A 26759-nucleotide genomic window follows, 5' to 3' on the forward strand; every position below is an offset into this window, starting at 1 on the left:
ACCAGACATACAATAATGAAGTTCAATAGGCTGCTTTGGAGAAGCGCGAATGGCGAAAATGGGTCGTTAACGAATATGACAATAAAAATTGGCATACTTAATACAGGTTATTACAAAACAATATCTCCTTTGTTAGTTTGACCTTCCTGCAAGCGTTTCTGCATTTCGTTTTCCTTTTCGGCATCGAAGATGTCGATAGCGGTATTCAGCGGAACAATGTTTTTCAATACCAGATTACAGAGCCCAGAACGCAAGGCGACAAGTTTCACGAGTCGTTCATCGCCCGGATGCTCCTTGGCTAAATTTTCATTGTTGGTTGCGAATGTTGGGTCTAGGCAAAAGTTTTTTGGCTTGTCTTCAGGCCAAAGCTTTTCATCACCCTCAGCAAAAGCTGCACTAGAGAAAATCCATAGCACCAATAGTATTCTTTCCATGTCTACCTCCTATTTGAAACTTACCTTGGCAAAAGTGTAGCCCCAACCTTGGTTGACGCCAAGTTTGTGCGTTAGCCTAAATCGGGGTTATGCACAGATCATCCTCATGCCTGGGGTTATTCACCCAATCACTTATGGGGGTTGTCGTCATATTGGCATAGGCCAAATTATCAAGCAGCATGAAGGCTTGATCCACACTGGTATATTTATCCAACCAATTGCTGTAATGATCAGGCGGCAGAATCACCGGCATTCTGTCGTGGATGGGCTGCATTAACTCAGTCGCTTCAGTGGTGATGACGCTGCAGGAATACAGGGTTTGTTGTTCTTGTTGCCAATGCTCCCAGACTCCGGCAAAGGCGAATAACTGATTGTCCTGTCGATGGATATGGAAAGCTTGCTTGCCAGATTCCAACTTCTGCCATTCGTAAAAACCTTGGGCTACTATCAAGCAACGGCGCTTATGAAACGCAGTGCGAAAGGATGGCTTTTCATGAACGGTTTCGGCACGCGCATTGATCAGATGGTGGCTGTTTTTGGTGTCCTTAGACCAGGACGGAACCAATCCCCAGAACAGATTCACCGCTTTCAGCGATTTGTCTTCCAGTTCGACGATACAGAGAATTTTTCGTGCTGGGGTAATGTTGTAGCTGGGCTGATACTTTGGCAGGCGCGTCAGTTGAAAATGCTCAGCAATGTCTTCAGGTGAGGCTGTTAACTGGAATCGTCCGCACATGTTTTGATAATTCGATCTGGTTTACTGCCAACCTTGTAACCATTGCCCAGTATCCGTCAGGTCTTGCCACGGCAGGATAACGCTGCGGCGCGAATAGATCGCTTCCATCTCGATGTGTTCTATCGGCGCATCGGGCGTATCAGGTGTGATCAACTGGGTCACCAGAAAATGCTTTTCCTTATTTTGTGGTGTTGCGGCAGTCCATTTACTCAACAGTAACTTTTTCGGATTTAAGCGGCGTGCAGTTTTGTCAGGCATCGGAATGTCTCCTGCGGATAGTAGTCTTCGATCGTAAATGCACGACCTGAGTTTTCTTTAATGCCTTGACCAAGGTCATATAGGTATCGCGATCAAATGCCGGCCGGCCTTGCTCCAGCAGTGCTTGGATTTCTTCGTCACCGTGGGCAGTGCCGAGATAACACCAATGATCGATGACATGCAAATCCTCTTCTTCGCTAATGCCGATGGCGCCCGGATAAGGCCAACTGGTCAATTTGACCTTGCTCATGGCGGTTAATAACCGCGTGGCATGTTCCAAGCCGGACTCTTTGCCGACGCAGGCACCCCGACAGCGCTTGAGTTGATGTGCAAAACACGGCTTACCACTGCCTACTTTTTCAAGACCCAGCACACCCAGACAAAGCTGATGTTGCTCAGCCAAACTGCGCAGCGCCTTTTCGGCATCCCGTTTAGTACCGTACAAGCCATATAAATTATCCTGCGCGCCAAAGTCCAAATCGTTGGCCCAGGTCAAGCGCGGCAATAATTGATCCTGCTTTTGCTCCAGTTGCCAGGCACACAGCGCATTTTTACGCCGCAGACGTTGGTTATGTACCGGCGTCATTTGTTTGATCAGTTTGGCTTCGGTCAATAATGCACCCAGTTCACCGCCGGTTTCGATCCAGTCGATACGCTTGGTTTGCTGGGACAGACTCATTTCCTTGGTGTGGCTATGGTCTGCAGCGAAGTGCGACAGCACCCGCTGTCTGATGTTGACACTTTTGCCAATATACAGCGGCAGTTCGTTTTCACCATAGAACAGATAGACACCGGGTCCTTCCGGCAGTTCATGGACCAGATTCGGATCAAGCTGCGACGGCAGGCTGGAACGTTGCACCAGATTTTTTACCGTGGCTTTGATCGCATCGGCGGAAAACTGCTGATTCGCATGCTGCCAGAACTGATGAATCAGTTGCGCATCCGCCAGGGCACGGTGGCGATCCTTGGCCGTGAGTTGATGTCGTTCGATCAGGCTATCAAGATTATGCCGGTTATACTGGGGATACAACGCTCGAGACAACTTCACAGTACACAATACCTGCGGCTTGAACAGCAGACCGACTCGTTTGAATTCATTTTTCAGGAAGCCATAATCGAAGCGGGCGTTATGGGCGATGAACAGTCGGCCTTGCAATAAACCATCGACTTCCTTGGCCACCTGTTCAAACGTGGGTGCGTTTTCGACCATCGCGTTGCTAATGCCGGTCATTTGTTCGATGAACAACGGAATGCGCATTTGCGGATGAACCAATTGGCTCCATTCCCGCACGCCATCGTCATCCACCAGGACAATGCCGATCTCGGTAATGCGATCTTTCGTGGCAGAGCCGCCGGTGGTTTCCAAGTCGACAAAGGCTAATGGTTGCATAGTTGAGTCTTAACAGTAACTGCGCATCTGGCCGACCAGTACGCCTTGAATGCTGACTTGTGACGGATGGAAGTGCATGGCTTCCATGCTGGAATTGGCCGGAATCAATAACACCTCATCCGCTGTTTGTTCAATGTACTTCAAAGTGGCCTCCTGGTTGTCGATCAGTGCTACCACAATTTCACCGTTGTGGGCGTGACTACGTTGTTCGATGATGACCCAATCGCCATCCAGTATGCCGGCTTCGATCATGGAATTCCCCTTAATTTTGAGCACATAACAGGATTGTTCGGTGCGAATTTGATCGGGGACATTGACCCATTCGGTCTGCTCAATCGCTTCGATCGGTTTGCCGGCCGCAATGGTACCTACTAAGGGCAACGCATGGGGCAGAGGATGGTCGGGGCAACGCATGGCCAGCGCCTTTTCTGTTAGCCGAACCCCTCGATGTTTGTGCCCCATGGTTTCGACAAAACCAGCGTCTATCAATCCGCTCAGCGTTAAATGTAACGAACCCCGCGACTTCAAGCCCAGTGCCTGACACAGTTCATTCAACGACGGTGGCCGTGGAAACTGCGACTGATTATCCAGCAAGAAATCCAAAATGGCCCGTTGTTTTCGGGTTAAGGCACTCATGCGAGAAATAAATAGGTTTTAGTTATATTGAGAACAATCATAGAACGTTTGCGTTTTCGATGGTAGTCTTATGTCATCAATCGTTTGTAATTCACAGTGATGCCCATGACCGAATCATTGCCATTTTCGATCCTCAACGCCGCACAACCGTTACCCCCAATCCGGGATGGATTGGCTTGGTTTCATCTTGCCAAATCGGAAAAGACACTACGATTGCCGCTGTTCATCAGCAAAGTGGCCGCGGGTTTTCCATCGCCGGCCGATGATTATGTGGAAAAGACGTTGGATTTAGAAGAATTGCTGATTCAAAAACCGGCGGCGACTTTTTTTGTCAGGGCTCAAGGCGATTCCATGCTCGGCGCCGGGATTCATCCCAACGACATTTTAGTGGTCGACCGCTCCAGGGAGCCGATGCCCGATAAGATCGTGATTTGCGCCGTCAACGGTGAGTTGACGGTGAAGCGACTAATCGTTGCCGACGGCCAATGGCGTTTGAAAGCCGAAAACCCGGCGTATCCGGATATTCCTTTGACCGAGGATCTGGAAACTGTGTTTTGGGGGACGGTGACTAATGTGATACATCCGGTCTGATGATGGAACAAGCGCGCATCGGTCTTGTTGACTGTAACAATTTTTACGTGAGTTGCGAGCGGGTTTTCCGGCCGGATTTGATCGGCAAGCCGGTCATGCTGTTGAGCAACAACGACGGTTGTGTCGTAGCTCGCAGTCAGGAGGTCAAAGACTTAGGCATTAAAATGGGCGTGCCTTTGTTTCAGGTACAGCAACTGGTCAATCAGCATCAAATCCAACTATTTTCGTCGAACTATACCTTGTACGCGGACATGTCGGCGCGGGTGATGAGTTTGTTGGAAGAATTTACACCGCGCATGGAAGTGTACTCCATCGACGAAGCGTTTTTGGATTTAACCGCCGTGTATCCTTGTTATCAAGATCCGATTGCTTATGGTCAGCGCATCCGCAAAGCGATTGCTCGGCAAACCGGCATTCCAGTGTGTGTCGGTATGGGGCCGACCAAGACCCTGGCCAAGCTGGCTAACTTCGCCGCCAAGAAATGGAAACAAACCGGCGGTGTCCTCGATCTTTCCGACCCCATCCGTCGGGAAAAGCTGATGAAAATTGTTCCCGTCGATGAAGTCTGGGGGATTGGCCGGCAAACCACGAAGCGCCTTAATCAATTGGGCATTCAAACCGTCTGGGACCTGGCCATACAGCCTCCTAAAACCATCCAGGCGCAATTCAATGTTGTGGTCGCCCGTACAGTCATGGAGTTGAACGGTACGGCCAGCCTGGATTTGGAAGACGTGGCCGCGGACAAGCAACAAATCGTCTGTTCACGATCCTTCAGTCGCAAGCTGACTGAGCTGGAGGAGTTAAGTCGAGCCCTGTCGGAATACTGTACCCGTGCCGCTGAAAAGCTACGCCGGCAACAGTCGGTGACCTGTTGCGTCAGTGTGTTCATTCGGACTAATCCGTTTGCGGTTCAAGAACCGCAATACCAACGCGCCGCAACGGTCAAACTGGATGCCGCCACTCAAGATACTCGTGTGATCATTCGTGTCGCGCTGTCGAGTTTAAAAGCCATCTACAAACCCGGCTTTGGTTATCAAAAATGCGGTGTCCAACTGAGTGCGATTCGACCTGCAGTATCCCCCTCGCAGTTCGATCTCTTCGACTTGAGCTGCGAAGGCATGCCACCCGATAACACCGCACTCATGCAAACCTTGGATACCATCAATCGACGATTCCCCAAAGCGGTCACGATCGCGTCATCGGGCTTTGATAAAAGTTGGAAACCCAAAGCCGAACGCATTTCACAACGCTATACCACCGATTGGCGAGAATTGGTTGTCGTTCGCTAACTGCATGGTTCAGCATATAAAGAACGTTTGAGGCTCCTCTGGTTCCAATTGCCTGGACATCGATTCACAATAGTGATCGAAATTCCCCGTGAATTCGATGGTAGGAAGAAGGTTGTTGTCAATCATGTGAGGAATATTGAGATCGATCAGAAGTTCGTTGATGTCTTCGAATTCTGTCTTAGCCTCATCGGTTGTCAAGAGCGGCCAAACGTAAACGGTTGACAGTGCTTTATCATCATCAAAAAAAGCCGCCCGTATTTCCGTGGGTATGCCATCGACGCCGTGTTTACTGAGCAGGACTTTTGACACGGGATAATCTTGGTCTTTAATAATTACCTTATAGAAGATATCAAGCCCATTGAGTAAATGGATCCCACGCGAGGCGGCAATACTGAGCGGGTTGGGTTTTTCAACCGCCCAGACAGTGTGCCCGGTTTGTTCTTCCATCTCGTCTTCAAAGGCTACTGACCATTCTTCGGCAAATCCGCCAAAGGCATCCGATTTGGGCTGTTCACAAAAAAGGGGGGTTAATGCCTGATCGCTAATCACCACTCCCACCAGGAAGCGCAAAATGAGGTCCCCCTCCGGACTCTCCGAGGGCTTCATAACAAAAGAACGGCGTGATTCCGATGTTGAAATTTCGCCTTCGGCTTGCTCGATCAATTGCTGGTTGATCTGGCGAATTTGGCTAGGTAACCAGTTGATGTCTTCAAGGGTGAACAATTCGTCATGAATGGCGAGAGCTTGTCTATCATTGATCAGCCCATGGCTTTGAAGCAATTGTCTAATGCGCTCGGGGTCTTCAATACGCTTAAGCAAAGGCTTTCCAAGATGGGTCTCGATAACCATCGGAATGGCGAATACAATCGCCTCTGCATTCGGCATAGACGGTAATCTCACCCGAATGCGTTCGGCGAGCGAAAAAATGCGCTCATTTAATATCGAAAATACGTGCAAACCTTCCGATTGTCGTAAAGCGCTTACCAAAATATCGTCCTGGCCTTTTGCAATACAGGACTCGATAAACGCTCGCAAAAGCGAATCGAGCTCCGACGACGTCGGGTTTAGGGCGACTGTCTTAGCGGTTAAAGTAATAAATTCAACGAAAGGATCCGACGTAGCGGTGACGTTAATAGAACGGGTTGACATGATAATGCTCCTGGGTTGTGTTGAGGTTGAGGAGTAAAACAAGTTTGGGGTTTTGCCTGAGCCTGGGGTAATGCGCCGGATGTGTGTGGATCATGCCGTGCAGAAAACAGATGACATTCATGGAACACCTACACCCGCTTTTGCGTATTGGCCAACAGCACGTTGACGGCGTAGGCGACGACAAAGACGCCCACCGGGACAGCTTGCGGCGGAATCGGAAACGGCAGGGTCAAACTAACCAATAGCAGATACAACGCACCTAGAATCAGGTAGAGGCTGTAGCGATGGGCCATGGGGCTAGGGTAATCGAAGTTGGTCTGGCTGATCTTACGCCGCACCAATCCGTCGACGACAAACGGCAGCAATGAAGTCGCCAGATAGGGCAACCAGATACAGGCGGTAGTCAGGCGCTTGATCATTTGAAAGATGGTGTCCCACAGCACGTTGAGCCGACTTTCGATAAACGGAAACAGATCGTTGCGGCCCACATCCTCGAAACCCTTGGACATCTGGCGTTCGCGCTCGGTCGGAATGAAGTAGCGGAACACGCTGTCTCGAATACCGGTGCTGACGAACAAGCGATCAAACCAGCGTTGCGCGGTGTGATTGATCTGCGATTCTTTATTGGCGCCAAAATAGCCGATCATCATCCGGTCTTCGGCGCGCTGCAGTTCGCGCGTCCAGCGGTCGGACACGAAACTGGCCACCAGGATCACTTCCAGTAGCCAAAGCATCAGGCTGAACAACAGATTGCGTGTCATCAGCTAGCGCCTTGACGGTCTTGTGCCGACCGCAGTATCGGCAAGCGGCCTTTGACGATCCGGCCGCCGGACAACTTGGCGATGTAATGCAGATCGGGGAGTTGCCCCAACAATTGCGGTGCAAACAAATCGCCTTCTTCTTCCATCAGGCGTTCGCCGACATTGCCGGAAAACACGGTGGGATTGGTCGCACTAGTGGCTACGCCTTGGGTGCGCATGATGTATTTGAGCCGGGTTTTCGGCAGGTTGTCGGTGATGTACTGCTGGGTTTCGCTGTCCATGATCCTGAGCGCGATCAGGTTATTGACGTTACCCAGCACTTGTCGTGCTTTGTCCTGGGAACCCGTGCGGGCGGCAAAGTCGGCAAAAGTTTGCGTAGCGATGAACAGCCGAATCTTGGCGCCGCGGCCTTTGTTCAAAACCTGAATGAAGGGATCGTTGATGACTTCCGCCGCCTCGTCGACGAACACATTCACGGGTCGGTCCGAGACGCCGTAGTTGTAACGGTCGCCGGCGACAGCGGCCAAGTCGGCCAACAGAATCGAACCAATCGCACTGCCCACCATGCCATCCGATAACGAATCCAGGCCGATGTAAGCAACCTGGGCTTTTTCGATGATGTGGCCGGTATTGGTGATCGGCCTAAGATCGTCTATATCATGAGGGTTAGGGGAGAGCAGGGGGCCTAAAGAACCCGAGGTCAGCATGTTCATGATCGGAATCAAGGAGGCGACCATCTTGCTGAAGTGCGCCCGGTCGTGTTCGAACAAGGACAACAGGCCTTCCAAATCCAAATTGGGCAGTTGATACTGCACGACTTCCCGGTAAAACTTGACCAGTCCCAGCGCTTTGGAATCGATTTCCTTGGCATTCTTCAGGTAAGGCCGCGCCTCTTGCCGCCAATGCCCCAGGTTATTGTCGAAATAACGTTCCAGAGCTTGAATCACCAACGTGGAGGGACCGCCTTCGAGGTAACGGCGCAGTTTCACCAGGGTTGGCCGTTCCTCGATCACCATCAACCCCTGAATCACGTTATCCAGCGATTTTTGGCCAAAGGCCTTGAATGGGTCGTTACTGCTTTCGCTGGGCGAAATGGCGCTGATGCGGCTGGCGATTTCCGAAGGCCGGTTGAAATTGTGCAGAGGGTCAAGTCGCACGCTGTCTTCCGGAAACGCCGGGTGGAAATACACGAAACGGTCCGGACGCTTGGCCAAGGCACAGGCGCGTTTGGCACAGGCCATCAAGTCCTTGTCGCCTTTGGGGTCGATGATGATCACCGCTTCGCCGCGCAACACGGCTTGCGTCACCAACACGTCAAAGGCTCGGGTTTTACCGGCGCCAGTGGTACCGACCAGCAGCGTATGGCCGGCGGTATGCTGCAAAGGCTGACGAATGTCGTTTTCGGAGACTTCCAGGCCGTGTATCCAAGCCGAGCCCATGCGTTGATGATCGCTGGGAATCAAGGTCGAGACATCGCGTTTTAAAATCTCATAGGCCAATTGCGCATGCTTTTGTACCCAATCGAATCCCCAGCCGAACCACAAAGCCTCGGGGTTGCGCTTCACCATCGTTACCAGCTTTTCGGCCTCCAGGTATTGGAATCGAAACTGTCGCAACCGGCGTTTGCGGTGCCAGAGACTTAATGCCGGTAACAATCGCCAACACGCCATTACCCCGCACGCCGTCATCAACCAATCGAAGGGCTCACGCGGCAATCCCGACCACCGACTGGTGAAATTCGCCAAACCGGCGCCGCCCAACCAACCCGAGATGGCATAGACCTCGAAAATCGGGCGCCAAGGAAACTGATAGTCGTAATCGGATTTCATGGGCGTAATCTCACCTGAATGCCCTCCGTGGCACTGACCGAGCGACAATCTGGATGGTTAGCAATATCGAGCATCAGGCGAGTGCGCTTGACCGTCGGATGTTGGGTCAGAAACTGTTCCAGCTCGGTATTGGACACTGTGTGCCAGTGACCGTCTGGTGATGATTCATCGGGCGGAATGTTTTGTTGTCGCACATGCGTGATTAGCAAGTCGATCATTCCTGGTTTTGCCGGTGGGGTTGATAGGGGAGAACTTACTTTTACAGGCTTGGAATTGACCGAACTGTCTGACCCCTTGCCGCTTATGGATTTTTCCTTGCCTGACGCTTTTGACTTGGACCGGCCAGCCTTAGGCTCTCCGTTCTCGTCGTCTTGAGTCTGAGAAGGTTCAACCAGAACTTTGGCATTGTCGGTATTGCTGCTTTGAGGTCGCACTGATCCAGCTGTCAGCATGGTTTCGCCATGGCATTTCAATAACGCCTTCAAAGCCGAGCTCGGTTCCAATGTCAGCAGGACACCGCGGACCGATTGGAGGGTTTGTACCTTGCGCATCGGCGACAGGACATCGGTCACCAGCCAGCCGGTAGCCTCAAATGTTTTGATGAACTGAGGCGGATCAACGGCTAGTTTTTCAGCCGTCGCCGGAAACGGCAGCAAATATTTCTCCTGGACTTTCAATAGATCGCTGCCTAACTGCCATTGGCCTTGATTGAGCATGGAGGCGATATCCATCAGCCATTGACCAGCATCGCCATGGTTTTCCAACCAGCACTTGGCGCTGTCGACCGGATTAGAAATGCATTTCGTGTCTGTTGTCGAGAGATCGGGTATTGCGGCTGAAGCCGTTTTTTCTGAGTGGGTTGGTTTGGCTGACGTTGCGTTTTCCGGTTGCTCTGTCTGACACAACGAATGGGTCCCATCGGTTGATTTGGCTTGCGACAGTCCTTGATCGGGATCTGATGGCAAGGTCGTCGTGTCCTTCGCGTCTTGCGAATTCGAAATGGCTGGTGCCGATTTGGTAAGCAGCGGGTCGGGTAGGGCGCTTGGGTCAAGCCCGGGTTCTGGTGAGGTTGCTTCTGGCAAATCTGACGCCGGATTATCTGTGCGTTGGGATTGCTTCAGAACTGCGGCGTTTTTGCCTTTTGCCTGTTTGCTAGTTTTCGGTGCCTGACTGGTAACGGTTTCGGATTTTTCTGCGGAATCTGGTTCGTGGATTTCGCGCGCTGCAACCACGAGCGGCGGCTCGCCGCTGAAAATGAGTTCCGCGGATTTCAGACGCAGCAGATACAGCGGATTGTCCAAGCCTTCGGGCTGCATTTGCCAATAACGGTATTGCCGGCCATCCGGCCAGGACTTAGGGATTGCCAAGCCGCGTTCGATCAGGATGTCCGCCAAGGTATCTTCGTCGCGCGGAATGCCTGGCACTTTGTCTTTGGCCAGCAGGGTAACGATTTCTTGCGCACCGGCCCGCCAGACGATATGAAGACCATCCTCAAAACGCCATAGCCGAGCGCCTTTTTCGTTGACGGTCCACTGTCCGGACTTCACCAGGCGGCGCATGGCGTCGAACAGGTACTTTTCCACCGGCATGCCCAAGGCCGAGTCGATGTTTTGGTAGTGTGCTTTTAAATCCCGTTCCACGCTTTTGCAGTCGGCGGTTATCACCAGTGCGTAAACTTTGGAGCCGCGGTCCAAACCGTTAATGGTTTCCAGCATCGCCTGCATGATGTCGGGGCCGGACTCCAGAATGAATGTGCGAGCTTCGCGGGTCAGGACGCGCTCGATCACCAAGGCCGAAAACTGTTCATGGCGTTTATGACGATTATCTCGCCAACGCAGAAAGTATCGGTCGATCTCATTTCGCACAGCCCAGTCGGTGATGTTTTCATCGCAGGGGTTCCAGGTATGTTGCCCCTGTGCGTCGACCACGGCCATATCGGCGACCGGTTTGCCGATGTCATGTAACAGCCCGGCAAAACAAACCGCCAGACGCCAACGTAATTCTTGTGCTTTTCGTTCCTTGGGTGATGCTGACGTGGCAAACAAACTGCCTTGGGATGCCTGGGTTGCCCAATGGGCGACTTCCAATCCATGCCGAAACAAGCCACCGGCGCCGCGATGATGATGCGATTCGGACGCCGGCAACAAGTGGCTGTAGGTGGCATAGCGGTGTATGACCGGCGCGGCTATGGTTTGATAAAGACTATCCGGCATGGCCAGCGCCTGTTCGATGGACGTAATCAGTTCCGTTTGACTGGACAGGATGCGTTCCACAGGCGCAGCCGGCAGACCCTTCATGAATGGCGGGTAACGCGGCACGTCTTCATCAACCATTGTCGCAACCTGACCGGCAGGCGCGGGCTCGACGCCAAACAGACGTTGGCGGATGCGAGCAATGAGCGTCGAAGGCGTATTTTCCATAACGCCGCATCTTGCCGGGAATTTTTCAATCGTCGCTTGCAGCTGACGACGAATTCGACGTCAGTTGCAAGTAGGCCTGGCAAAAGAGTGTTTAGTGTAACGAGCTCCTAAAAATTAGCCCTGGAGCTCCCATGAAATCCAAATCTATCGCAATCCACTGCCTTGTGTCCGCAATATGTGGCACGGCCTGTACTTCGCTAAATCGGCCCGATGCTGCCATAAGTGAGACCGTCATCGAATCGATTGTGCCGGTTCAACCCGAACAACCCTGGCGCCTGGATAATGCTTGGCAGACAGGTGGATTGGGCGGTTCGGTATTACGGTCTGCATCGCTTGAACACGTCGTCAGGCAAGTCGATCAACCGCTTGGTGTTTACGTGGCCATTGACGACACAGCGGGTCGTGTCCTTAATGTCAGCACGCCACGCGTTCCCGAACGCCAGGATGACAATTCTCAGGACATCGAACGCGCCTGGCGAAAATATTGCCACCACCAACTCGATATGACACCGCAGGAGCAGGCGTTAGTCAAAACCATGCCAATTCCTCACAACGTGCTGAGCCATGGTTGTAATCCTGGCAGCTTGAAGAAGTGAGGCGCTCGTCATGGAGAGAAATAGCACAAACCATTCGCTCGATAATCTCACCGAACGTTTTCAGTCTCTGACGGAGCGGAAAAAAGTCAAATTGCGGGTCGTCGAACCCTTGAAGTCTTTACCCAATTGGCCATCGGCAATCCGCGGTACGCCGAATGCCTGTTTGCGGAGTGCATTGTTCGCCGGCATCCAAGGCAAGGAACGCATTGCCTACAAAAAACGCACCCTGCTGGCTGCGGTCGATGGCATTGAGGTTCGTTACCTCGGCATACAGCTCAATCAATCGGACCTCGATGTCTGGATGCAGATCGTTCACTTGTCCCGTCAACAATTACCGGGATTTAGCGTGACCTTCAGTGCCCATGCGCTGTTGACGGCATTGGGGCGCGGTAGCGGCAAAAGCCAACATGAATGGCTGAAAGAATCGATGGCCCGCTTGGGCGGCGCCTTTGTCGAAATCACCTTTCACGGTCGGGATGCCTTCGGTGAAAAAGGTTTCCTGCGCTATTACCGTGATGAACTGACGCAGCGCTACGTGGTGGAGTTGACCGAATCTATGCTGCGCCTGTTCGAGGAGGGCTATACCTACATCGAATTTGAGCAGCGGCAGAAATTGCGCAAGCAACCCTTGGCATTATGGTTACACGGTTTCCTATCGTCCCATGCTGCTCCGTTCCCGATGAAAATTACCACCATTCACCGACTGAGCGGCAGTGGCGCGAAAACCCTGCGCGACTTCAAATATCGGCTGGGTAAAGCGTTGGAGGCCTTGGTGAACATCGGCACTTTGGCTAGCTTTGAATTCGCTGATGATATCGTGAAGATCAAACGGCAGCCGACGCCCAGTCAACAGCGTTTTCTCGATGACCAGCAGCACTAAAAAGCACGGCATTAGACCGACGCTATTTTGGGTCGGTTGAAGGCTCTCGATACGGCATTAGGCCGACGCGGATACGGCATTAGACCGACGGAGGCACGGCATTCGGCCGACAAGGTAACGGCATTAGACCGACGGGCACGGCATTAGACCGACAGAAAGCACGGCATTAGGCCGACGTTTGACGCGGCATTAGACCGACGCTTCTAGTAAAATGTAAAATCGTCGCAGGCCATGATATTCGTGGTCTGCAGCGATTCTCTTGTATTGAAATTTGGGGATGCTAATCTATATATAATCTTTATTTAATCTATATATAGGGGCCGGTGGCGTAGAGGATTGTGCCTATGGACGTATGTTTGAATGTGAGATTAGGTCTTTGATTGCATTCGGATGTCGACAATAGCTGTAGAGTGTCGAACTATTGAGGTCTATCGCTCGATCTGATTCGTCGACTACAATTAAAGCCATTACCATCCATTATTTGTATTCGCCGACGACGTACTGAAAGGAAAATTTAATGCCAATTCATGAAATGTCGTGTCGAGTAGAATTCTCAGCTAGGTACACAATCAACTTTCTAATCACTCGTTATAGGCTGATGGAAAAAGATGCTGGCAAAGCCATACGAGTTGAGCAAGTGAAGAACGAAACGTTCTTCAGTGGTTTGTCTGAACAACGGTTAGAGTACTGAATGGCGATTTGATCGATGACAAACCTAACCACCGATAAATACTCGGCCGGCGAACAGGGGCTGGGATATATCTACCAAGCTAGACTGGCCCTGCTCCATTTACTGCAATTACCCGAGGACACAGCGGTCTTTCTAGAAAAGGACGATGACCTCAATTTTATCGACGGCGATGGCGGCAAATCTCTGGCGTCTCTAAAGCATAAGGCGGTCGGTGACCGCCTGACAGATCTTTCGACCGACTTCTGGAAGTCCGTCAACATCTGGTTGGCAAGGTACAAACGCGATGACCGAGCCGCATCGAACATGCGGTTCTTTCTGTTCACCACCGGCACGGTGTCAGCCGAATCGTTCCTGACCCGTTTTCTCCCAAACCAGCCCTTCGGCTCCAGCAATACTGGCACCTTGACCATGCTGGCCAATGCTGTGCTCAGTAAGTCGAAGTCGAAGCTAATTATGCAGATAGCCACGGAGTTCAACGAATTGAACGATCCCGAGAAGCAGGATTTTCTCGAACGTATTCTTATCCTTGATGCCAGTCCACGCATCGGCGATATCCCATCGGCTATCAAGGACAAGTGCATGCGAAGCGTCCGGCGCGAACATCGTGAATTCGTTTTCGAGCGGCTTGAGGGTTGGTGGAACGACACGGTCATCAAACAGTTGACCGGCTCTAGGACGGAAGGAGTCTTCGGCTACGAGGTCTCGGACAAGCTGTGCGCCTTCGCCGAGGAATATAAAGCAGACAATCTCCCCATTACCTTTCGCGGAAAGGTTCCCGTCAACGAGATCGACACCGAGACTGATCCGCGCCTGTTCGTGGCGCAACTGCGAGAAATTGGCATTTCCTCCAACCGAATCAGAAGCGCGATCCTGGACTATTACAGGGCGTTCGAGCAGCGGTCAGCCTGGGCTCGCGAGAACCTTTTGGTATCAGGAGAGGTCGAGGAATACGAAGATCGTCTCGTTGATGAGTGGGACCGCTACAAAGATGTCATCTTCGAGAAACTAATTGATGACAGCGTCGAGGATGCTCTTCGTGAGGCCGGCGCGACCCTCTATAACTGGGCGGAATTCGAGACTGGGAAGATCGAATCCCTTCGGATCCGAACTAGTGTTACCGAACCATACGTCCTCCGAGGCAGTTTCCACATCCTAGCAGATACCTCACCCGAACCCCGGCTCTATTGGCATCCCAGGTTCCTCGACCGCCTTGGCAAAGCACTGGGGGTGGCCAAATGAAGCGATGGGACCAGCGCCCCTTTGAAATTCGAAATTTGTTTAACCCCGCCTTCTGCGGCTTGGTCCTGTTTCGCGCCCTGCACGGGTACGAAGAAATAGACGCTCGTGGCATGCCATTCTCGCTGTCACTGCTGGTGTTGCCCATGTGCCTACACAAGGAATCGCGCGAGGTGATCGCCAGCAATCCGCGCAGCTACCTGCTCAAGACCACGGAGAAGAACCAGCAGATCATGGTGGGCTTCGCCAACCGGGTCACCGACATGCTGCCCTATGCGTTCGAGGGGTTCGGCGTGCTGATGGAAAGAGGGTGCATCGCCATTACTGACGATGGACGCATTCAGACACTGCCCAACAAGGTGCGCAAGACTGTTACCGGAACCGACGAGACTATCTCCTGCCAGAAAGTGGCGCGCATTGTAGGGAGGGAGTTCGCGCGCATCGCTGACCGGGTGACCGTTTACACCACTTTCGGGATTCGTCCATGAAGATTAGCTCGATCCACATATACAGCTACGATGGCCAGCGCCGAGATCTCCAGTTCAATATAGACGGGCTCAACATCATCACCGGCCGGTCTTCAACCGGCAAGTCCGCGCTTTCCGAGATCATCGAATACTGCATGGGACGCTCCTCGTTCAACGTCCCCGAAGGTGTCATCCGCGACAAGGTGGCTTGGTTTGCCGTGATCTACCAGTTCGAGAACGAGCAAGTGCTGGTTGCCAAGCCGACTCCTACTGCAGGTGGTGCCAGCTGCAGTACCGCGATGTTGCGGAGAGGAAGTCAACTGCAGGCGACTTCGTTCAATGAACTGGCAACCAACACGGACGATGACACCATTGTTGAACTATTGTCGCGTCTACTCGGCATTCCCGAGAACCGCACCGATGTCGCGCTTGAACACAGCCGTAACAGCTTCGACACCAATGTCAAGCATACGCTCTATTATCTATTCCAGAAGCAGGGGTTGGTCGCAAACAAGGACCAGCTTTTCTACCGCCAGAATGAGCAATTCCAGCCGCAGGCGATCCGCGACACGCTTCCAATCCTGCTCGGAGTCTCCTCCCACGACCGCTATGAGCTGGAATCTAAACTGCGCACGGCACAACGGGAACTGAGGATCAACACCAAACAGTTAGGGCAGGCGCGCGACGCCGTCGATACGACACACGAAAAAGCCATCGGTCTCTACTCGGAAGCCAAGGCTGTAGGAATCATTGGCAAGACTGACGCTTCCCCCAACGCTGACTGGATCATCGACGCATTGAGGTCAGCTATGTCGTGGAAGCCCGAGATGATACCTGATGACGATGGCAGCCGGATTTCAAGTTTGGAGGAAGAGCTAAGTCAGTTACGCAAGGAACGTCGTGTTATCCAGGCCAGAATAGACTCGGCGCGCCAGTTCGCGAAGCGGGCTGGTGGTTACGAAAACGAGGCTGCCGAACAGGTAGATCGGCTAGCCTCTATCAGGGCGCTACCGAAAAACACCGACACCGGAGAGTGGCAATGGCCATTCTGCGAGCGGAACTTGGCGCTTGAATCCCCCATCGCCACAGTCCTGTTAAACGAGTTGGCGTCGCTCGACAAGGAATTGCGCATTGCCACCGGCCAGCGACCAAAGCTCGCAGCCTACCTGACCGAGCTGGCTGATAACCTGGAGAAGATTGCGTGCGCCATCAGGGAGAAGGAAGCTGAGCTTTCCGCAGCGATCTCGGCCAACGAGGTCATTGCCCAGCTGGGCAACCGCAATAATGCAGCCGCACGCGTTGTTGGTCGCATCAGCTTGTTTCTGGAAACTCTCCTCTCGAACGAGGAGCTTGTTAAGCTGGAAGCGGAGAATCGCCGTATCAGGAACAAGGTTCGGCGGCTTGAGGAAGAGATTGGCACCGACGACAGCAACGAACGTCTGGCCTCGATTCTAAACAATATTTCTGCACGCGTTACGCGGTACATCCATCAGTTCGACGCCGAATTCGCTCCCTACCCAGCGCGGCTCAACTTGCCTCAGTTGACGATCATCTTCGATCGCCCCGAACGTCCGGTTCCGATGAGCAGGACCGGGGGCGGCGAAAATCATCTGGCTTACCACCTGTCAGCACTGCTTGCCCTGCATTTGTTCGCGGCTCAGAACAACCGCCCAATCCCGAGCTTCCTCCTGATCGACCAGCCAACCCAAGTTTACTTCCCGTCCGAGCAGGTCTACAAGGATGCCGACGGCTCAGTGCAGAAGACTGAAGCAGACGCCGATCTCAAAGCGGTGCGCCGGTTATTTGAGTTATTGCTGAAGTTTACCCAAGAGGACGTCCCCGGTTTCCAGTTGATCGTCACAGAGCACGCCAATCTTCGCGAGCAGTGGTTCCAGGACGCATTGGTAGAACCGCCTTGGACAAAGCCTCCGGCATTGGTACCTGAAGACTGGAGCCAAGGATGATCCTCTAGCAGCGCAGAATGCTGATCGTTGGGCGTGAGCGGAAGTTCTATGACACACCGGATATCAAGTTGAAAAACTGATGGGCCGGAAATGTCAGCAGTACGGGTTTATTACTTCCTTACAGGTTTATTTGTGCAATGTATGCTTTTTAGCAACATCAACCGATGATTTGTTGTCTGTGTCAGTTTCAATTACCCTGCAATATCGCTGCACCGCATCCCGAATTTTTCCCAGTCGATCGAGCTGTTGCCGGATATGGGCAAACTCGGTTTCCAGTTCTTCGACTAATTCCGTCTCCCAGGCAGGCTCGCCCCTCAGCAAGTTGCCGAGCGGATAACGATAGCCGCGGCCTTTCTTAACGTACTGCGCAATGGGTTTGGTTTGGCCGTTTTGTCGCAATGTGGCCATGCGGTACCACTCAATGCTGAAAGCGCGTTGGTTTTCTCGGCAGCGAATGCGGACGCCGATTCGGCCCGATTCGCTTTTATTGTGTTTCTGACGTTGGCTTTTCAATTGGCGCCAATAATCATCGACCAGTACTTTGGCTTGCGCCTGGAGATGATCGCACTGGGTTTCGATCCAATGCAGCAGGTCTTGTTCAGTAAGATTGGACTGACTGTTGAACGGTTGTTCGCTAGACATGAATTTTCCTATTACTTAACTGTAGGGATAGACATGGACAATGCCTAACGGGATTTTCTGTTCATTGCGACCCTTGGAAAGCGCCTTAATGCATGGGTATTTGCACCTTAAATGCCTACCGCAGTAGGCATATCACTGTCATTTTCTGGATGGTTCATTTAGGCATTGCCTTCGCAAAACGGCGTCATTCATGCCTACCTAGGAAATAACTTCGGATTTCGGGCCGATTAACATTGCCACGTTTCCCTACTAGCGTAGGGAAATCGAACGTCGATTTCCTATTGGTATTTGCTGGCTATCGTTCATTCGCAATAACGCCAGCATTTTAGGCAATCGATATTGGATGCCGATTTCAGTTGACGCCGAATTTGCGTTCGTCTGCCGTTACGGTCGCGGTCTAAGATCGCTACTCGATCCATCTTGCAGCTGATGGCGTTTTCGTCGTCAGCTGCAAAAGTCGCTGGGAAAATCTGACGGACAATGGCGCGATGAACCGAAACGCCATTTCTTTGCCGATCATCATGAGTTTGTGTCTCAAAGCCTCGCTGGCGATGGGTAAAGACGACGCGCCAGAGGTTTCCTATTTCGCCGACAAACAGCGAGGCTGGTTTTGGTACGAGCTGTTGCCGGAGCCGGTTAAAAAATCCCAACCCGAAATTAAAGCCGATCAGGAAAAACCCAAGTCTGACAGCAAACCGCCCAGCGTCGTTCAGGCTGAAACTGAACCCAAAACTCAAGCCAAGCCCTCTGCAGAATCCCAACCACTGTCCTCAGTCTGGTTCAAGCAAAACCTGGAGCATTTCCTGAACCAGGCGATCGACGATCCCAGTCCCGAGAATGTGGCGGCGTTTTATTACCTGCAGCGGGTGATGATGGATAAAGCCGAGCGTTTTACCAACGCGGCGCGTTATGTGGTGATGTCCGATCCGCAACTCGATGAAACCGTGCGCCGTCCGGTAGCGACTTTTGCGGCTAATGAAGCTAATCACCAAGCCAGCGTGGTGGCCGAAAAGGCCTTGAAAGCGATTGCCGCACAAGCCGGCCTATTGTTTTTCTTCCGTTCCGATTGTCCTTATTGTCATGTCCAGGCGCCGATTCTGGTGATGCTGGAAAACGCCTACGGTTTCAAAATCTATCCCGTGTCGCTGGATGGTTTACCGATGCCGAATGGTTTTTTCAGTCAGTTCAAACGGGATAACGGCCAAGCGGCGATGTTGGGTGTAGAACAAACCCCGGCGCTGTTTCTGATGAAACCGCCCAAGCAAATTGTGCCGTTGGCGCAAGGTGCGTTGTCACTGGAAGAAATCACCGGTCGGATTCTGCTGGCGGCCAAGGAATCCGGATGGATTGATGCCACGCAATATCAAACCACCCAAGGCATTCGTAACACACCCATGTTGTTACCGGCCGCCGGTAGCATCAGCCCTGCGGACACTCAAGATCCATTGTCACTGATCCAGGCATTGCAACGCAGTGCGCATTTGGGGAGCACGCCATGACGTCATTTTCGCTATCACGACGCTATCGCCAGATCGTAGTATTGATTTTATTGGTCGAGAGTACGGTTCCAGCCTACGCCGACTTGCAACAAGAAATGGACAGCATGTTTGGCACCATGACCAACTTCACGGCACCGACCGCACATTTGGGACAGCGCCGGGGCGTGATTACCGGCGGCAGCTTGGTGGCGCGCAACGGCATCACCAATACCAACCTGTTTTCCTTCGTGCCGCCATCATTCAGTGCCGGTTGCGGCGGTATCGACTTGTTCGCCGGCAGTTTCAGCTTCATCAACTTTAACCAATTCGTGCAGTTGCTGCGCAATGTGGCCGCCAATGCTTCGGGCTATGCGTTTCAGTTGGCCGTTGGCGCCATGTGCCCCTGGTGCGCGTCGGTGATGACCGACCTGCAAAAGAAAATCCAGGAGATGAACCAGATGTTCAGCAACTCCTGCCGTTTGGCGCAAGGCCTAGTCAACGATACGGTCAAAGCCTTCGATCTGCAAAGCAAAACCAATCTGTCCAATGCCTCGTTTACCCAAGGTATCAGTGACGTGTTCTCCAGTTGGACCAATACCAGCACCCTGGGCGATCCGGTACAGCAGGTCAAACAGAACGACCCGGTCGACATGACCAAGATCATCCAGGGTAATTTAGTCTGGCGTGCTTTGGTCAATCAAAACGCTGGCGGCTGGTTCCGATTCGGCGGTAATAGCCTGTTGGAAGCGGCGATGAGTATTTCCGGCACGGTGATTGTTGATGCCCCGCAAGCGGCGCCGGATGGCAAAGGCGAAAACAATGCCATCAGCGCGCCGCCACCGGTGTTGCGGATCAAGGATTTGATGTATGGCAACGACGCCGGCAACAGCTATCAAACCGTGCGGATGTATACCTGTAGCGATGGTCATGATGCCGATCAGTGTCTGAAACCCATCGTCCAGAACGTCAATCTGGTTGGCTTGAAGCAACGGGTGATGGAGATCCTGTTGGGCTCGGTCAATTCCGGCAACGGCTTGATCTACAAATTCTCGACCAATGCGGGCCAAATCACCGACAGCGAAAAAGCCTTCATGCAAACCGTGCCGGATGCCATCGGCGGCATGATCCATAACTTGGCACGAGAAGACGCCGGCATTGCCAAACTCTGGGCCGAAGAGGCGGCGCCTGTCATCGCGTTGGAACTGGCACAATTGATCGTCAACGATTTACTGAATGCCGTGCAAACCGCCGCGCATATGAACGACCACGCCTACGCCAAGTTGTTGATGGATGCGTTGAAAGACGCCCGTGAGCAGATTCAAGACGAATACGTCACCATCGCCGGTCGTTATGGTAATCCACAAACCTTGATGGCGTTTTACCAGCAGCTGATGACCACCGTGAAGCCCAAACACTATGGTACCGTGGCGCAGTTGCCGGCCTCCGGGATGGCTTGGCCAAGTCCTTAAAAGCTCATTCCCCGTCCTCTCCTCGATGCATTTCTCCCTCGTTCATTAAAAGGCAGGTCGTCCATGTTTGAAATCTTTTCCGTGGGCGACTCCGCCTATCTGCAAGCCGTGCTCAATGCGATCGCGATGATTTCCGGTACCGGCGATTACCGCACCGCCGCAGCTGTTGGTGGCTTGATCGGCGTCATCATCGTCATGCTCAGGGCTTTGTTGCAATGGGATGGCCGTGGCATCCGCTATCAGGATTTATTGTTGGCTTATGTGCTGTGGTTGATGCTGTATGCACCGTCGGTGCGGGTGTCGATTGAGGACGCCTATACCGGCAGCGTGGTGGTGGTCGACAACGTACCGCTGGGACCGGCGGTGGTCGGCAGTGTCATGTCGAACATGGGCTATCGCACGACACGACTGTTCGAACAAGGCTTTGCCACACCGTCGATGACCGGCAATGGCTTTGCCGACAGTTTGCAGACCTTGACGGCGGTGCGGAAGAATCTATTGTCGCGGGTGAATCTAGGCGCGGCCAACGTGCCGAATGCCGGTAGCGATATGGAAACCTCGTTTGCTAATTACGTGCGCGAATGCACCTTGACCGGTGTCGATCTCAACCAGAAATCGGTGGATGCCATCTTGCGCGATGCCGATCCCCTGAACGCCATCCGCTTCGATTCCGACATTTACATGACCCAAATCTATGTCGGCGGCCAACCGCAGACCAAAACCTGTACCGATGCCTGGGCCGATTTGAGTGTAGTGGCCAACGGCAATTTCGCGACGGCGCTGGAAGGCTTGTTACAACCGACCTTGAGTGTGCCGACTGCAGGCGATACCGTGCCGAAAATCCAGGATGCCTTCGATGCGTTGGCAGGGCCCGGCGTAGTCGATGCCGCCGATTACATGCTGATGTCGGCGATTATGCCGATGTTCGAGAAAGGTGTCATTGGTCGACATGAAGACGGTTTGCATTGGAACAAGGCGGCGATGGTCGAACAAGCCATTCAGCAACGCAATACCCAATGGGCGGCCGAGCAAACCCTGTTTGCCAAGATCGTTCGGCCCATGATGGCGTTTATCGAAGGCTTGAGCTATGCCATTGCCCCGATCATGGCCTTCGTGGTGATGCTGGGCAGCGTCGGCATCCGGATGAATATCGGTTACTTCTCGATGCTGCTGTGGATCCAACTGTGGATGCCGATTCTGGCGGTGATCAATTTGTTCATCCAGATGTCGGCGGCCGGCAAGATGGCGGCACTGACCACGGCCACCTACAACCTGCCATCCATGATGGGCATTTACCAGCTGGATATGGAGTTGCAGCAATGGTTGTCGATCGGCGGCATGCTGGCGGCGTCGACGCCGGCCATTACCTTGATGCTGATTTATCGTGGGGCAGTCACTGCTACACATTTTCTGGGACGGATGGACGGTGGCGACACCATTAACGAAAGAATCGCCACGCCGGATGTGATCAGTCCGGCGCCGGTATTGAATGCCCAAGCGCAGCATCAATACAGCCCACTTTCAGCCGTGACTCAGACTGGGGTCGACAAGGTGCTACCGACATTTACCGCCGGCAAGGACATGAGTGCGGCCGTTTCGTCAGCATATTCCGAGTCCGAGCAAGCCACCAGCAGTTTCATGAACAGCCTGTCGTCCACGGCGTCGAAGTCGGCGAGTATAACCAGCGATGCGTTTGATAGTCGGTCATTGGGCAATCAAATCGCCAGCAGTTCCAGTTATACTGATGCCTACAACCGTCAGTTTGGTGAGGCCTTTGCCAAGAAACACGCCGATACCGGCATATCCGCCGATCAATTTTCGGCCTTGGTGGCCGGCAGTGCTAACGCAGGTGGCAAACTCGGTAGCGACCAATTGAGCGGCGCAATCTCTGGCCGCTTGCAAAACGACTTCAAAGTCAGTCAGGACAAGTCTGACGCCATTGCCGCCGACATCAGTCAAACCGTCAACGACAGCCAGGGCTATCAGGCGGGGTTGGCGAAAAGCCTGGCGCTGGATGCGCAAACCGGCACCCGAAACGTCGCATCCATGGGACTGCAAAATCAATCGTTGTCCTCACTGCAACACAGCGCAACGGATGTGGTATCAGCCAGCGAATCCTATCAACAAACCCTATCGGCCCAACAACGCTTCGGGACACAAGCCAGTTTCGGTGCGGCGGAGACGGGTTACAAAATCGCTAATGACCCAGGCTTGATGGAGCGTCTGGATCGTACACTCGATCAATATGGCTTGCGCGGCGATACGCAACGGCTGGCATCGCAGTGGAAAGCGGCGGGTTGGATCAGCGATGCTGACCAAGCCTACGCGGCCGCCGGCATGTCGTTATTGACTGGCTTTTCGTCACCCAGTTACCGCACGCTGGATGATCAACAATCGCATCAGGCACACATCTCGGGTTACCAACTGCTCGGCGATGCATTCAATGCTCCGCAAGCGGATCAAACCTGGAACGCCAATCGCAACGAAACCTTGAAAATCAATGCTCCGCAAACTGATAAGGTTCAAGAATTAGTCGAACAGGCCAATCTCAAAGACCCACGCGCTGAAACCGAATCGCTAATTCAAAGAGCACAAACACAGATTGGTTCAGCGGCGGGAAAAGTTGCCGGTGGCGAAGCCCGTGTCGAAGCGCAACATGATCGTAATCTGATTGAACGTGAACAAAATTCAAGAGAGGGCTTTGGTCAATTGGCAAACGTCAAAGCGGAGCACTTTAGGCAATCGATTGCGGCAGCGGCCAACGAAACGCCATCTGCTGCAGAGTTGTCTTACAACTACATAGGCGGTGGGGTCTACAGTACTGCCAAAAATCTTGAAGCCATAGGTGCTGCAGGGCACGAGTACTTGAAGCAATTCAATAATAGTTACGATGAAGCGCGGTCAAAAGGCGCTGAAAAATGGGATGCCTTTAAACACGCGGCATCCCAGTCCTATCCGGGATTTGCTCAAGCTACACAAGCCTGGGCTGATCAAAGAATCAATGAAGTTGCCGACAAGCTCACATCGAGTCAACAAGCTTATTATCGTGCAGCTATGTTTGAAGCCTTTGATGGGATCGCTGTCAGTAGTGAAAACACAGGTAGCTTGGGGGAAGCGAAGCAGCGGATAATAAATGAAGAAGGCGAAAATGATGGCAATAATATCGCTAAATTATTGAGAAGTGCTGCTGGGCAAAACAGACGGGATCTGATTGACCAGATAGGACAATATAATCGAGCCCATGGACTGATCAATTATTGAAACGTGGATTTCATTGGTTTTTTCCGGGTTACGATAAAGGCCGCAACAAAACCACGAGCAATAATCATAAAGAAAAATAGAGCAACATAGCCAGCTAGCGTTGGAAACTCATGGGCAATAAACATGGCAACTAATACCAATATCGCCCAATAGTAATTACTTTGATGAAAAAACTTGGCTGCCATACGCTCAACTCCCTGAAATACCAATTCAGCCAATGTCACCGCAAGAAAAAACGCTGTTCCGAATGCGGCAAACAAACTGACGTTATCTGATAGGTTTCCCCAGTCAGCAATGAACCATAGCGCTACGAGACATATTGTTATAGTTGCCAGTTTTTGAAGAACTGAAAAGGAAGGAGCATCTGAGTATCTGGATTGGAAAAATCGTGTAAAACCGGAAGGGAAAGATGCAAAAGTGCTTCCGCAAAATGGGCAAATTGATTTCAATGGCTGGCCGTAATAGGTAATGACGCGCGGCACCATGATTCGATGGCATTCCGGACAATCGACAGTTGCATGATGGCCCTTAAACATTGAGTGATTTGATGGAGTTTGAATCGATTGGCTGGACCGTTTGAACCGATCTGAGAGTGATGACTGTGAAGACATTGTATTCTCCATGCTTAAGCGGTTGGGCAATCCTACCGCGATTGAACTAACGTTCCAAGTCGGTTTTTAAGTCAAAGCCATTTTTTTAGGGCAAAGAAAAATGGTCTGCTTAACGACTGGATCACTCCCCGACACTTGCCAGAATTTTGTTGATTACCGTCGCTGAAATTCGAAAATCGGAACGGTGCAAGACTTCAAAAGCGGCTCGAGCCGACGCAATCAAACCTCGTTTCTTAGCTAGGCCAATGACTGCGGCCGTACCGACGACCTGGAGTTGATATTCTTTGGCCACCGCCCGTCCGGCACGTTCGTCCATGATCAGCAAATAGTTTTCGGGGGATGATGGCGCAATGTTGATGCAATCGGTTTCGCCAGCGTCCAGATCAATGTCCAAACAGGATATGATGATTTCCGGCCATACCGTTAACCAACCTGAGTCGAATGCTTGGGCCAATGCTTGTTCACCTGGCGCCGATTTGCCTGGTAAAACTTCTTGTTTAACCGATTCGGGAACGAAAACCTGGCCAAATAATTGGGGCAGCCAGATTAAACCATCCACCAGCGCCAGTCCGATCAATGGACTCGCATCGACAATCACTTTTTTGGTCATCAGCGGTCAGACTTGGTTGAGCCACTGGTCCAGAGTGTCCAAATCATCCTCAACTTCATCAGTCGTTTGATCGATGACGGAAATACCCAGGCGCGAGACGTGCGCAATAAAGTTTGCCAACGGCATATCGGCCAGTTTAGCGGAGCGGGCAAGGGATAAATTTCCGTCTTTGAATAAGGCTGTTGCCAAGGCTTTGCGCACACCCGGCATACCAATGATTTTGGCGGATTTGAGGCCGACCATCACCGCGTCCGGTTCGTTTCGATTCATGACCAGAACCATATCCTCGTGGGCCATGCGCAAGGCTTCGCTGGGATTGTTCTTTAGACCACTGACATTGACAGTTTTCATAGCCTGATTACATAGGAAGATTAGATGGGTGGATTATAATCCTCTGAATGAAAATTGATGCAACAATGTGAAGTGGGATCGACCTGCCTTGACAACGCATCGAGCGCTATGGGACTAAGTAACTAGGTCTGACTGCTCCTAGGATCAGTTACTCGTTGATCGCTCTCTAGATTTAGAAATTTGGTTTAGCACGCACATTTGGCAGACCTGTTGGTATTTACAGCCATGAATGACCAAATAGGGCGTATGGCAGGTCGTACAATAAGGTAATTCAGCGAGTCCGTCTCTCAGGGCTTCGATGATAATCCAGGCCTCATCGAAATTTGCTGGCCGTATGCGGCCAAACGGTCGGCGTTCTTGAATATGGTTTGGATAAAATGCACAAAAAGTGTCCCAGGCAAACACCATGGCATTTAGATCCATTTCTGCTCTGATAGCGCCTGAGCAAGCGCTTCGATAGATTGAAGCAAATAGGGCCATGTAAAGAAACGACTCGCGTGACTGCGGCATTGCCATAATGCTGGGGATCAGTCCCGCCACTGGGCTTTCGCGGTGCAGCGAAAAGTAAAGATTACACAATTCTTTAGGGCGTAAGGTTTTGATGACCCGGCTGGCCAATTTGGTACGCAACTTTCGTTTCAGTAACTGATAGGCCCAATACTGATCTTTGAGTCGAGCAGCAAAAGCGCTATGGCTGCTCATGACTCTGGTGAATGGGAGGACAATAGCATCAGGAGTTCGATGGCTCGTGCGTCGATTACATCCGGCACTTCGGTTTTTTGGGCGTTTAGGAATTTGCTCCATTGGTGGGCGTTGAAACGGGGAACAAAGGTCAGGCAATCGCTTCGAGCCAGGCTCTTCAACTGTTCGAGCGGCATCTTTCGGAGTAATGAAACCGCTTCGGTCGTGAGACCTAAGCAGAACATGGCTTTTGGTTCGCTTTCGGACAAAATTAAGGATTGAGCGACGATGAGGTAGTCGAGATTGAGTTTGTAGAGGTTTTCATCCAT

Annotated in this window: 25 protein-coding genes; 10 read left to right on the forward strand and 15 right to left on the reverse strand. The window is 52.2% G+C overall.

From position 1 onward, the window contains the following. Window positions 1-110: 110 nt before the first annotated feature. The 5 genes from MKFW12EY_RS05875 to lexA form a co-directional block, all read right to left on the reverse strand. Window positions 111-434, reverse strand: a complete 324-nt coding sequence (locus MKFW12EY_RS05875; protein WP_157199114.1) for a hypothetical protein — start codon at window positions 432-434, stop codon at window positions 111-113. A 76-nt stretch (window positions 435-510) separates the two neighbouring features. After that, entirely contained in the window at window positions 511-1170 is a 660-nt protein-coding gene (locus MKFW12EY_RS05880; RefSeq protein ID WP_221054163.1) for an SOS response-associated peptidase, read from the reverse strand. A gap of 21 nt (window positions 1171-1191) precedes the next feature. Continuing rightward, window positions 1192-1428, reverse strand: coding sequence for a TIGR02450 family Trp-rich protein (locus tag MKFW12EY_RS05885; RefSeq protein ID WP_054758248.1), 237 nt, complete (start codon window positions 1426-1428; stop codon window positions 1192-1194). Next, entirely contained in the window at window positions 1421-2794 is a 1374-nt protein-coding gene (locus tag MKFW12EY_RS05890; protein ID WP_245006444.1) for a 3'-5' exonuclease family protein, read from the reverse strand. Before MKFW12EY_RS05890 ends, MKFW12EY_RS05885 begins: the two co-directional genes overlap by 8 nt. 33 nt (window positions 2795-2827) lie before the next feature. Further along, the gene (gene lexA, locus MKFW12EY_RS05895; RefSeq protein ID WP_054758250.1) at window positions 2828-3454 is read right to left on the reverse strand and encodes a transcriptional repressor LexA; all 627 of its coding nucleotides are present in this window, start codon (window positions 3452-3454) and stop codon (window positions 2828-2830) included. 99 nt (window positions 3455-3553) lie between these two features. Here lexA and MKFW12EY_RS05900 point away from each other — a divergent pair, with 99 nt between their 5' ends. Continuing rightward, complete coding sequence (locus MKFW12EY_RS05900; protein ID WP_082409572.1) at window positions 3554-4045, forward strand: LexA family protein; 492 nt, start codon at window positions 3554-3556, stop codon at window positions 4043-4045. Continuing rightward, the gene (locus tag MKFW12EY_RS05905) at window positions 4045-5334 is read left to right on the forward strand and encodes a Y-family DNA polymerase (RefSeq protein ID WP_054758252.1); all 1290 of its coding nucleotides are present in this window, start codon (window positions 4045-4047) and stop codon (window positions 5332-5334) included. The genes MKFW12EY_RS05900 and MKFW12EY_RS05905 overlap by 1 nt, the downstream gene beginning before the upstream one ends. A gap of 9 nt (window positions 5335-5343) precedes the next feature. Here MKFW12EY_RS05905 and MKFW12EY_RS05910 read toward each other — a convergent pair whose 3' ends face one another. From MKFW12EY_RS05910 to mobH, 4 genes are all read right to left on the reverse strand, one after another. After that, a complete protein-coding gene (locus MKFW12EY_RS05910) occupies window positions 5344-6483 on the reverse strand; it encodes a hypothetical protein (protein ID WP_157199115.1) in 1140 nt (379 codons plus the stop codon). Window positions 6484-6611: 128 nt separating this feature from the next. Continuing rightward, window positions 6612-7244, reverse strand: a complete 633-nt coding sequence (locus MKFW12EY_RS05915) for an IncC plasmid conjugative DNA transfer DtrJ family protein (protein ID WP_054758254.1) — start codon at window positions 7242-7244, stop codon at window positions 6612-6614. After that, window positions 7244-9073, reverse strand: coding sequence for a conjugative transfer system coupling protein TraD (gene traD / locus MKFW12EY_RS05920; RefSeq protein WP_221054164.1), 1830 nt, complete (start codon window positions 9071-9073; stop codon window positions 7244-7246). The genes MKFW12EY_RS05915 and traD overlap by 1 nt, the downstream gene beginning before the upstream one ends. After that, window positions 9070-11493 (reverse strand): MobH family relaxase, encoded by a 2424-nt coding sequence (mobH, locus tag MKFW12EY_RS05925; protein WP_221054165.1) that lies wholly within the window; start codon window positions 11491-11493, stop codon window positions 9070-9072. The genes traD and mobH overlap by 4 nt, the downstream gene beginning before the upstream one ends. A 131-nt stretch (window positions 11494-11624) precedes the next feature. On the opposite strand from mobH, the gene MKFW12EY_RS05930 reads away from it, so the two are divergent. From MKFW12EY_RS05930 to MKFW12EY_RS05950, 5 genes are all read left to right on the forward strand, one after another. Next, complete coding sequence (locus MKFW12EY_RS05930) at window positions 11625-12089, forward strand: hypothetical protein (RefSeq protein WP_082409573.1); 465 nt, start codon at window positions 11625-11627, stop codon at window positions 12087-12089. Between the two features lie 10 nt (window positions 12090-12099). After that, window positions 12100-12969 carry a plasmid replication initiator TrfA gene (trfA, locus tag MKFW12EY_RS05935; RefSeq protein WP_221054166.1) on the forward strand — a complete coding sequence of 290 codons (870 nt, stop codon included), beginning with the start codon at window positions 12100-12102 and terminating at the stop codon, window positions 12967-12969. A gap of 706 nt (window positions 12970-13675) precedes the next feature. Further along, entirely contained in the window at window positions 13676-14899 is a 1224-nt protein-coding gene (locus tag MKFW12EY_RS05940) for an ABC-three component system protein (RefSeq protein WP_221054167.1), read from the forward strand. Next, on the forward strand, window positions 14896-15384 hold the full coding sequence (locus MKFW12EY_RS05945) for a three component ABC system middle component (protein ID WP_221054168.1): 489 nt from the start codon (window positions 14896-14898) through the stop codon (window positions 15382-15384). The genes MKFW12EY_RS05940 and MKFW12EY_RS05945 overlap by 4 nt, the downstream gene beginning before the upstream one ends. Then, window positions 15381-17327 (forward strand): DUF3732 domain-containing protein, encoded by a 1947-nt coding sequence (locus MKFW12EY_RS05950; protein ID WP_221054169.1) that lies wholly within the window; start codon window positions 15381-15383, stop codon window positions 17325-17327. The genes MKFW12EY_RS05945 and MKFW12EY_RS05950 overlap by 4 nt, the downstream gene beginning before the upstream one ends. Window positions 17328-17453: 126 nt before the next feature. Here MKFW12EY_RS05950 and mobI read toward each other — a convergent pair whose 3' ends face one another. Continuing rightward, entirely contained in the window at window positions 17454-17969 is a 516-nt protein-coding gene (mobI, locus tag MKFW12EY_RS05955; RefSeq protein WP_054758257.1) for a conjugative transfer protein MobI(A/C), read from the reverse strand. A 488-nt stretch (window positions 17970-18457) separates the two neighbouring features. On the opposite strand from mobI, the gene MKFW12EY_RS05960 reads away from it, so the two are divergent. The 3 genes from MKFW12EY_RS05960 to MKFW12EY_RS05970 all read left to right on the forward strand — a co-directional run bounded on the left by MKFW12EY_RS05960 (window position 18458) and on the right by MKFW12EY_RS05970 (window position 24177). Next, the gene (locus tag MKFW12EY_RS05960; protein WP_245006445.1) at window positions 18458-19468 is read left to right on the forward strand and encodes a conjugal transfer protein TraF; all 1011 of its coding nucleotides are present in this window, start codon (window positions 18458-18460) and stop codon (window positions 19466-19468) included. Beyond that, entirely contained in the window at window positions 19465-20916 is a 1452-nt protein-coding gene (locus tag MKFW12EY_RS05965) for a conjugal transfer protein TraH (RefSeq protein ID WP_221054170.1), read from the forward strand. Before MKFW12EY_RS05960 ends, MKFW12EY_RS05965 begins: the two co-directional genes overlap by 4 nt. A 63-nt stretch (window positions 20917-20979) precedes the next feature. Beyond that, the gene (locus tag MKFW12EY_RS05970) at window positions 20980-24177 is read left to right on the forward strand and encodes a conjugal transfer protein TraG N-terminal domain-containing protein (protein ID WP_221054171.1); all 3198 of its coding nucleotides are present in this window, start codon (window positions 20980-20982) and stop codon (window positions 24175-24177) included. Here the strand turns inward: MKFW12EY_RS05970 and MKFW12EY_RS05975 are convergent. The 5 genes from MKFW12EY_RS05975 to MKFW12EY_RS05995 all read right to left on the reverse strand — a co-directional run bounded on the left by MKFW12EY_RS05975 (window position 24171) and on the right by MKFW12EY_RS05995 (window position 26759). Further along, on the reverse strand, window positions 24171-24788 hold the full coding sequence (locus MKFW12EY_RS05975; RefSeq protein WP_221054172.1) for a hypothetical protein: 618 nt from the start codon (window positions 24786-24788) through the stop codon (window positions 24171-24173). The genes MKFW12EY_RS05970 and MKFW12EY_RS05975 overlap by 7 nt on opposite strands. A 121-nt stretch (window positions 24789-24909) precedes the next feature. Beyond that, a complete protein-coding gene (locus MKFW12EY_RS05980; protein WP_221054173.1) occupies window positions 24910-25398 on the reverse strand; it encodes a PIN domain-containing protein in 489 nt (162 codons plus the stop codon). A gap of 6 nt (window positions 25399-25404) precedes the next feature. After that, window positions 25405-25749 carry a UPF0175 family protein gene (locus MKFW12EY_RS05985; RefSeq protein WP_054758259.1) on the reverse strand — a complete coding sequence of 115 codons (345 nt, stop codon included), beginning with the start codon at window positions 25747-25749 and terminating at the stop codon, window positions 25405-25407. A gap of 144 nt (window positions 25750-25893) precedes the next feature. Next, window positions 25894-26451: a FlhC family transcriptional regulator gene (locus tag MKFW12EY_RS05990; RefSeq protein WP_082409574.1), complete on the reverse strand. Its 558-nt coding sequence runs from the start codon at window positions 26449-26451 to the stop codon at window positions 25894-25896. Next, the gene (locus MKFW12EY_RS05995) at window positions 26448-26759 is read right to left on the reverse strand and encodes a flagellar transcriptional regulator FlhD (protein WP_054758260.1); all 312 of its coding nucleotides are present in this window, start codon (window positions 26757-26759) and stop codon (window positions 26448-26450) included. Before MKFW12EY_RS05995 ends, MKFW12EY_RS05990 begins: the two co-directional genes overlap by 4 nt.

The sequence above is a fragment of the Methylomonas koyamae genome (genome assembly GCF_019669905.1).
Taxonomy (GTDB): Bacteria; Pseudomonadota; Gammaproteobacteria; order Methylococcales; family Methylomonadaceae; genus Methylomonas; species Methylomonas koyamae.

Bases quoted from the DNA above. Each gene is read 5' to 3' on its own strand.
- MKFW12EY_RS05875 (WP_157199114.1), bottom strand. From the start codon at position 434: ATGGAAAGAATACTATTGGTGCTATGGATTTTCTCTAGTGCAGCTTTT.
- MKFW12EY_RS05880 (WP_221054163.1), bottom strand. From the start codon at position 1,170: ATGTGCGGACGATTCCAGTTAACAGCCTCACCTGAAGACATTGCTGAG.
- MKFW12EY_RS05885 (WP_054758248.1), bottom strand. From the start codon at position 1,428: ATGCCTGACAAAACTGCACGCCGCTTAAATCCGAAAAAGTTACTGTTG.
- lexA (WP_054758250.1), bottom strand. From the start codon at position 3,454: ATGAGTGCCTTAACCCGAAAACAACGGGCCATTTTGGATTTCTTGCTG.
- MKFW12EY_RS05900 (WP_082409572.1), top strand. From the start codon at position 3,554: ATGCCCATGACCGAATCATTGCCATTTTCGATCCTCAACGCCGCACAA.
- MKFW12EY_RS05905 (WP_054758252.1), top strand. From the start codon at position 4,045: ATGATGGAACAAGCGCGCATCGGTCTTGTTGACTGTAACAATTTTTAC.
- MKFW12EY_RS05910 (WP_157199115.1), bottom strand. From the start codon at position 6,483: ATGTCAACCCGTTCTATTAACGTCACCGCTACGTCGGATCCTTTCGTT.
- MKFW12EY_RS05915 (WP_054758254.1), bottom strand. From the start codon at position 7,244: ATGACACGCAATCTGTTGTTCAGCCTGATGCTTTGGCTACTGGAAGTG.
- traD (WP_221054164.1), bottom strand. From the start codon at position 9,073: ATGAAATCCGATTACGACTATCAGTTTCCTTGGCGCCCGATTTTCGAG.
- mobH (WP_221054165.1), bottom strand. From the start codon at position 11,493: ATGGAAAATACGCCTTCGACGCTCATTGCTCGCATCCGCCAACGTCTG.
- MKFW12EY_RS05930 (WP_082409573.1), top strand. From the start codon at position 11,625: ATGAAATCCAAATCTATCGCAATCCACTGCCTTGTGTCCGCAATATGT.
- trfA (WP_221054166.1), top strand. From the start codon at position 12,100: ATGGAGAGAAATAGCACAAACCATTCGCTCGATAATCTCACCGAACGT.
- MKFW12EY_RS05940 (WP_221054167.1), top strand. From the start codon at position 13,676: ATGACAAACCTAACCACCGATAAATACTCGGCCGGCGAACAGGGGCTG.
- MKFW12EY_RS05945 (WP_221054168.1), top strand. From the start codon at position 14,896: ATGAAGCGATGGGACCAGCGCCCCTTTGAAATTCGAAATTTGTTTAAC.
- MKFW12EY_RS05950 (WP_221054169.1), top strand. From the start codon at position 15,381: ATGAAGATTAGCTCGATCCACATATACAGCTACGATGGCCAGCGCCGA.
- mobI (WP_054758257.1), bottom strand. From the start codon at position 17,969: ATGTCTAGCGAACAACCGTTCAACAGTCAGTCCAATCTTACTGAACAA.
- MKFW12EY_RS05960 (WP_245006445.1), top strand. From the start codon at position 18,458: ATGAACCGAAACGCCATTTCTTTGCCGATCATCATGAGTTTGTGTCTC.
- MKFW12EY_RS05965 (WP_221054170.1), top strand. From the start codon at position 19,465: ATGACGTCATTTTCGCTATCACGACGCTATCGCCAGATCGTAGTATTG.
- MKFW12EY_RS05970 (WP_221054171.1), top strand. From the start codon at position 20,980: ATGTTTGAAATCTTTTCCGTGGGCGACTCCGCCTATCTGCAAGCCGTG.
- MKFW12EY_RS05975 (WP_221054172.1), bottom strand. From the start codon at position 24,788: ATGTCTTCACAGTCATCACTCTCAGATCGGTTCAAACGGTCCAGCCAA.
- MKFW12EY_RS05980 (WP_221054173.1), bottom strand. From the start codon at position 25,398: ATGACCAAAAAAGTGATTGTCGATGCGAGTCCATTGATCGGACTGGCG.
- MKFW12EY_RS05985 (WP_054758259.1), bottom strand. From the start codon at position 25,749: ATGAAAACTGTCAATGTCAGTGGTCTAAAGAACAATCCCAGCGAAGCC.
- MKFW12EY_RS05990 (WP_082409574.1), bottom strand. From the start codon at position 26,451: ATGAGCAGCCATAGCGCTTTTGCTGCTCGACTCAAAGATCAGTATTGG.
- MKFW12EY_RS05995 (WP_054758260.1), bottom strand. From the start codon at position 26,759: ATGGATGAAAACCTCTACAAACTCAATCTCGACTACCTCATCGTCGCT.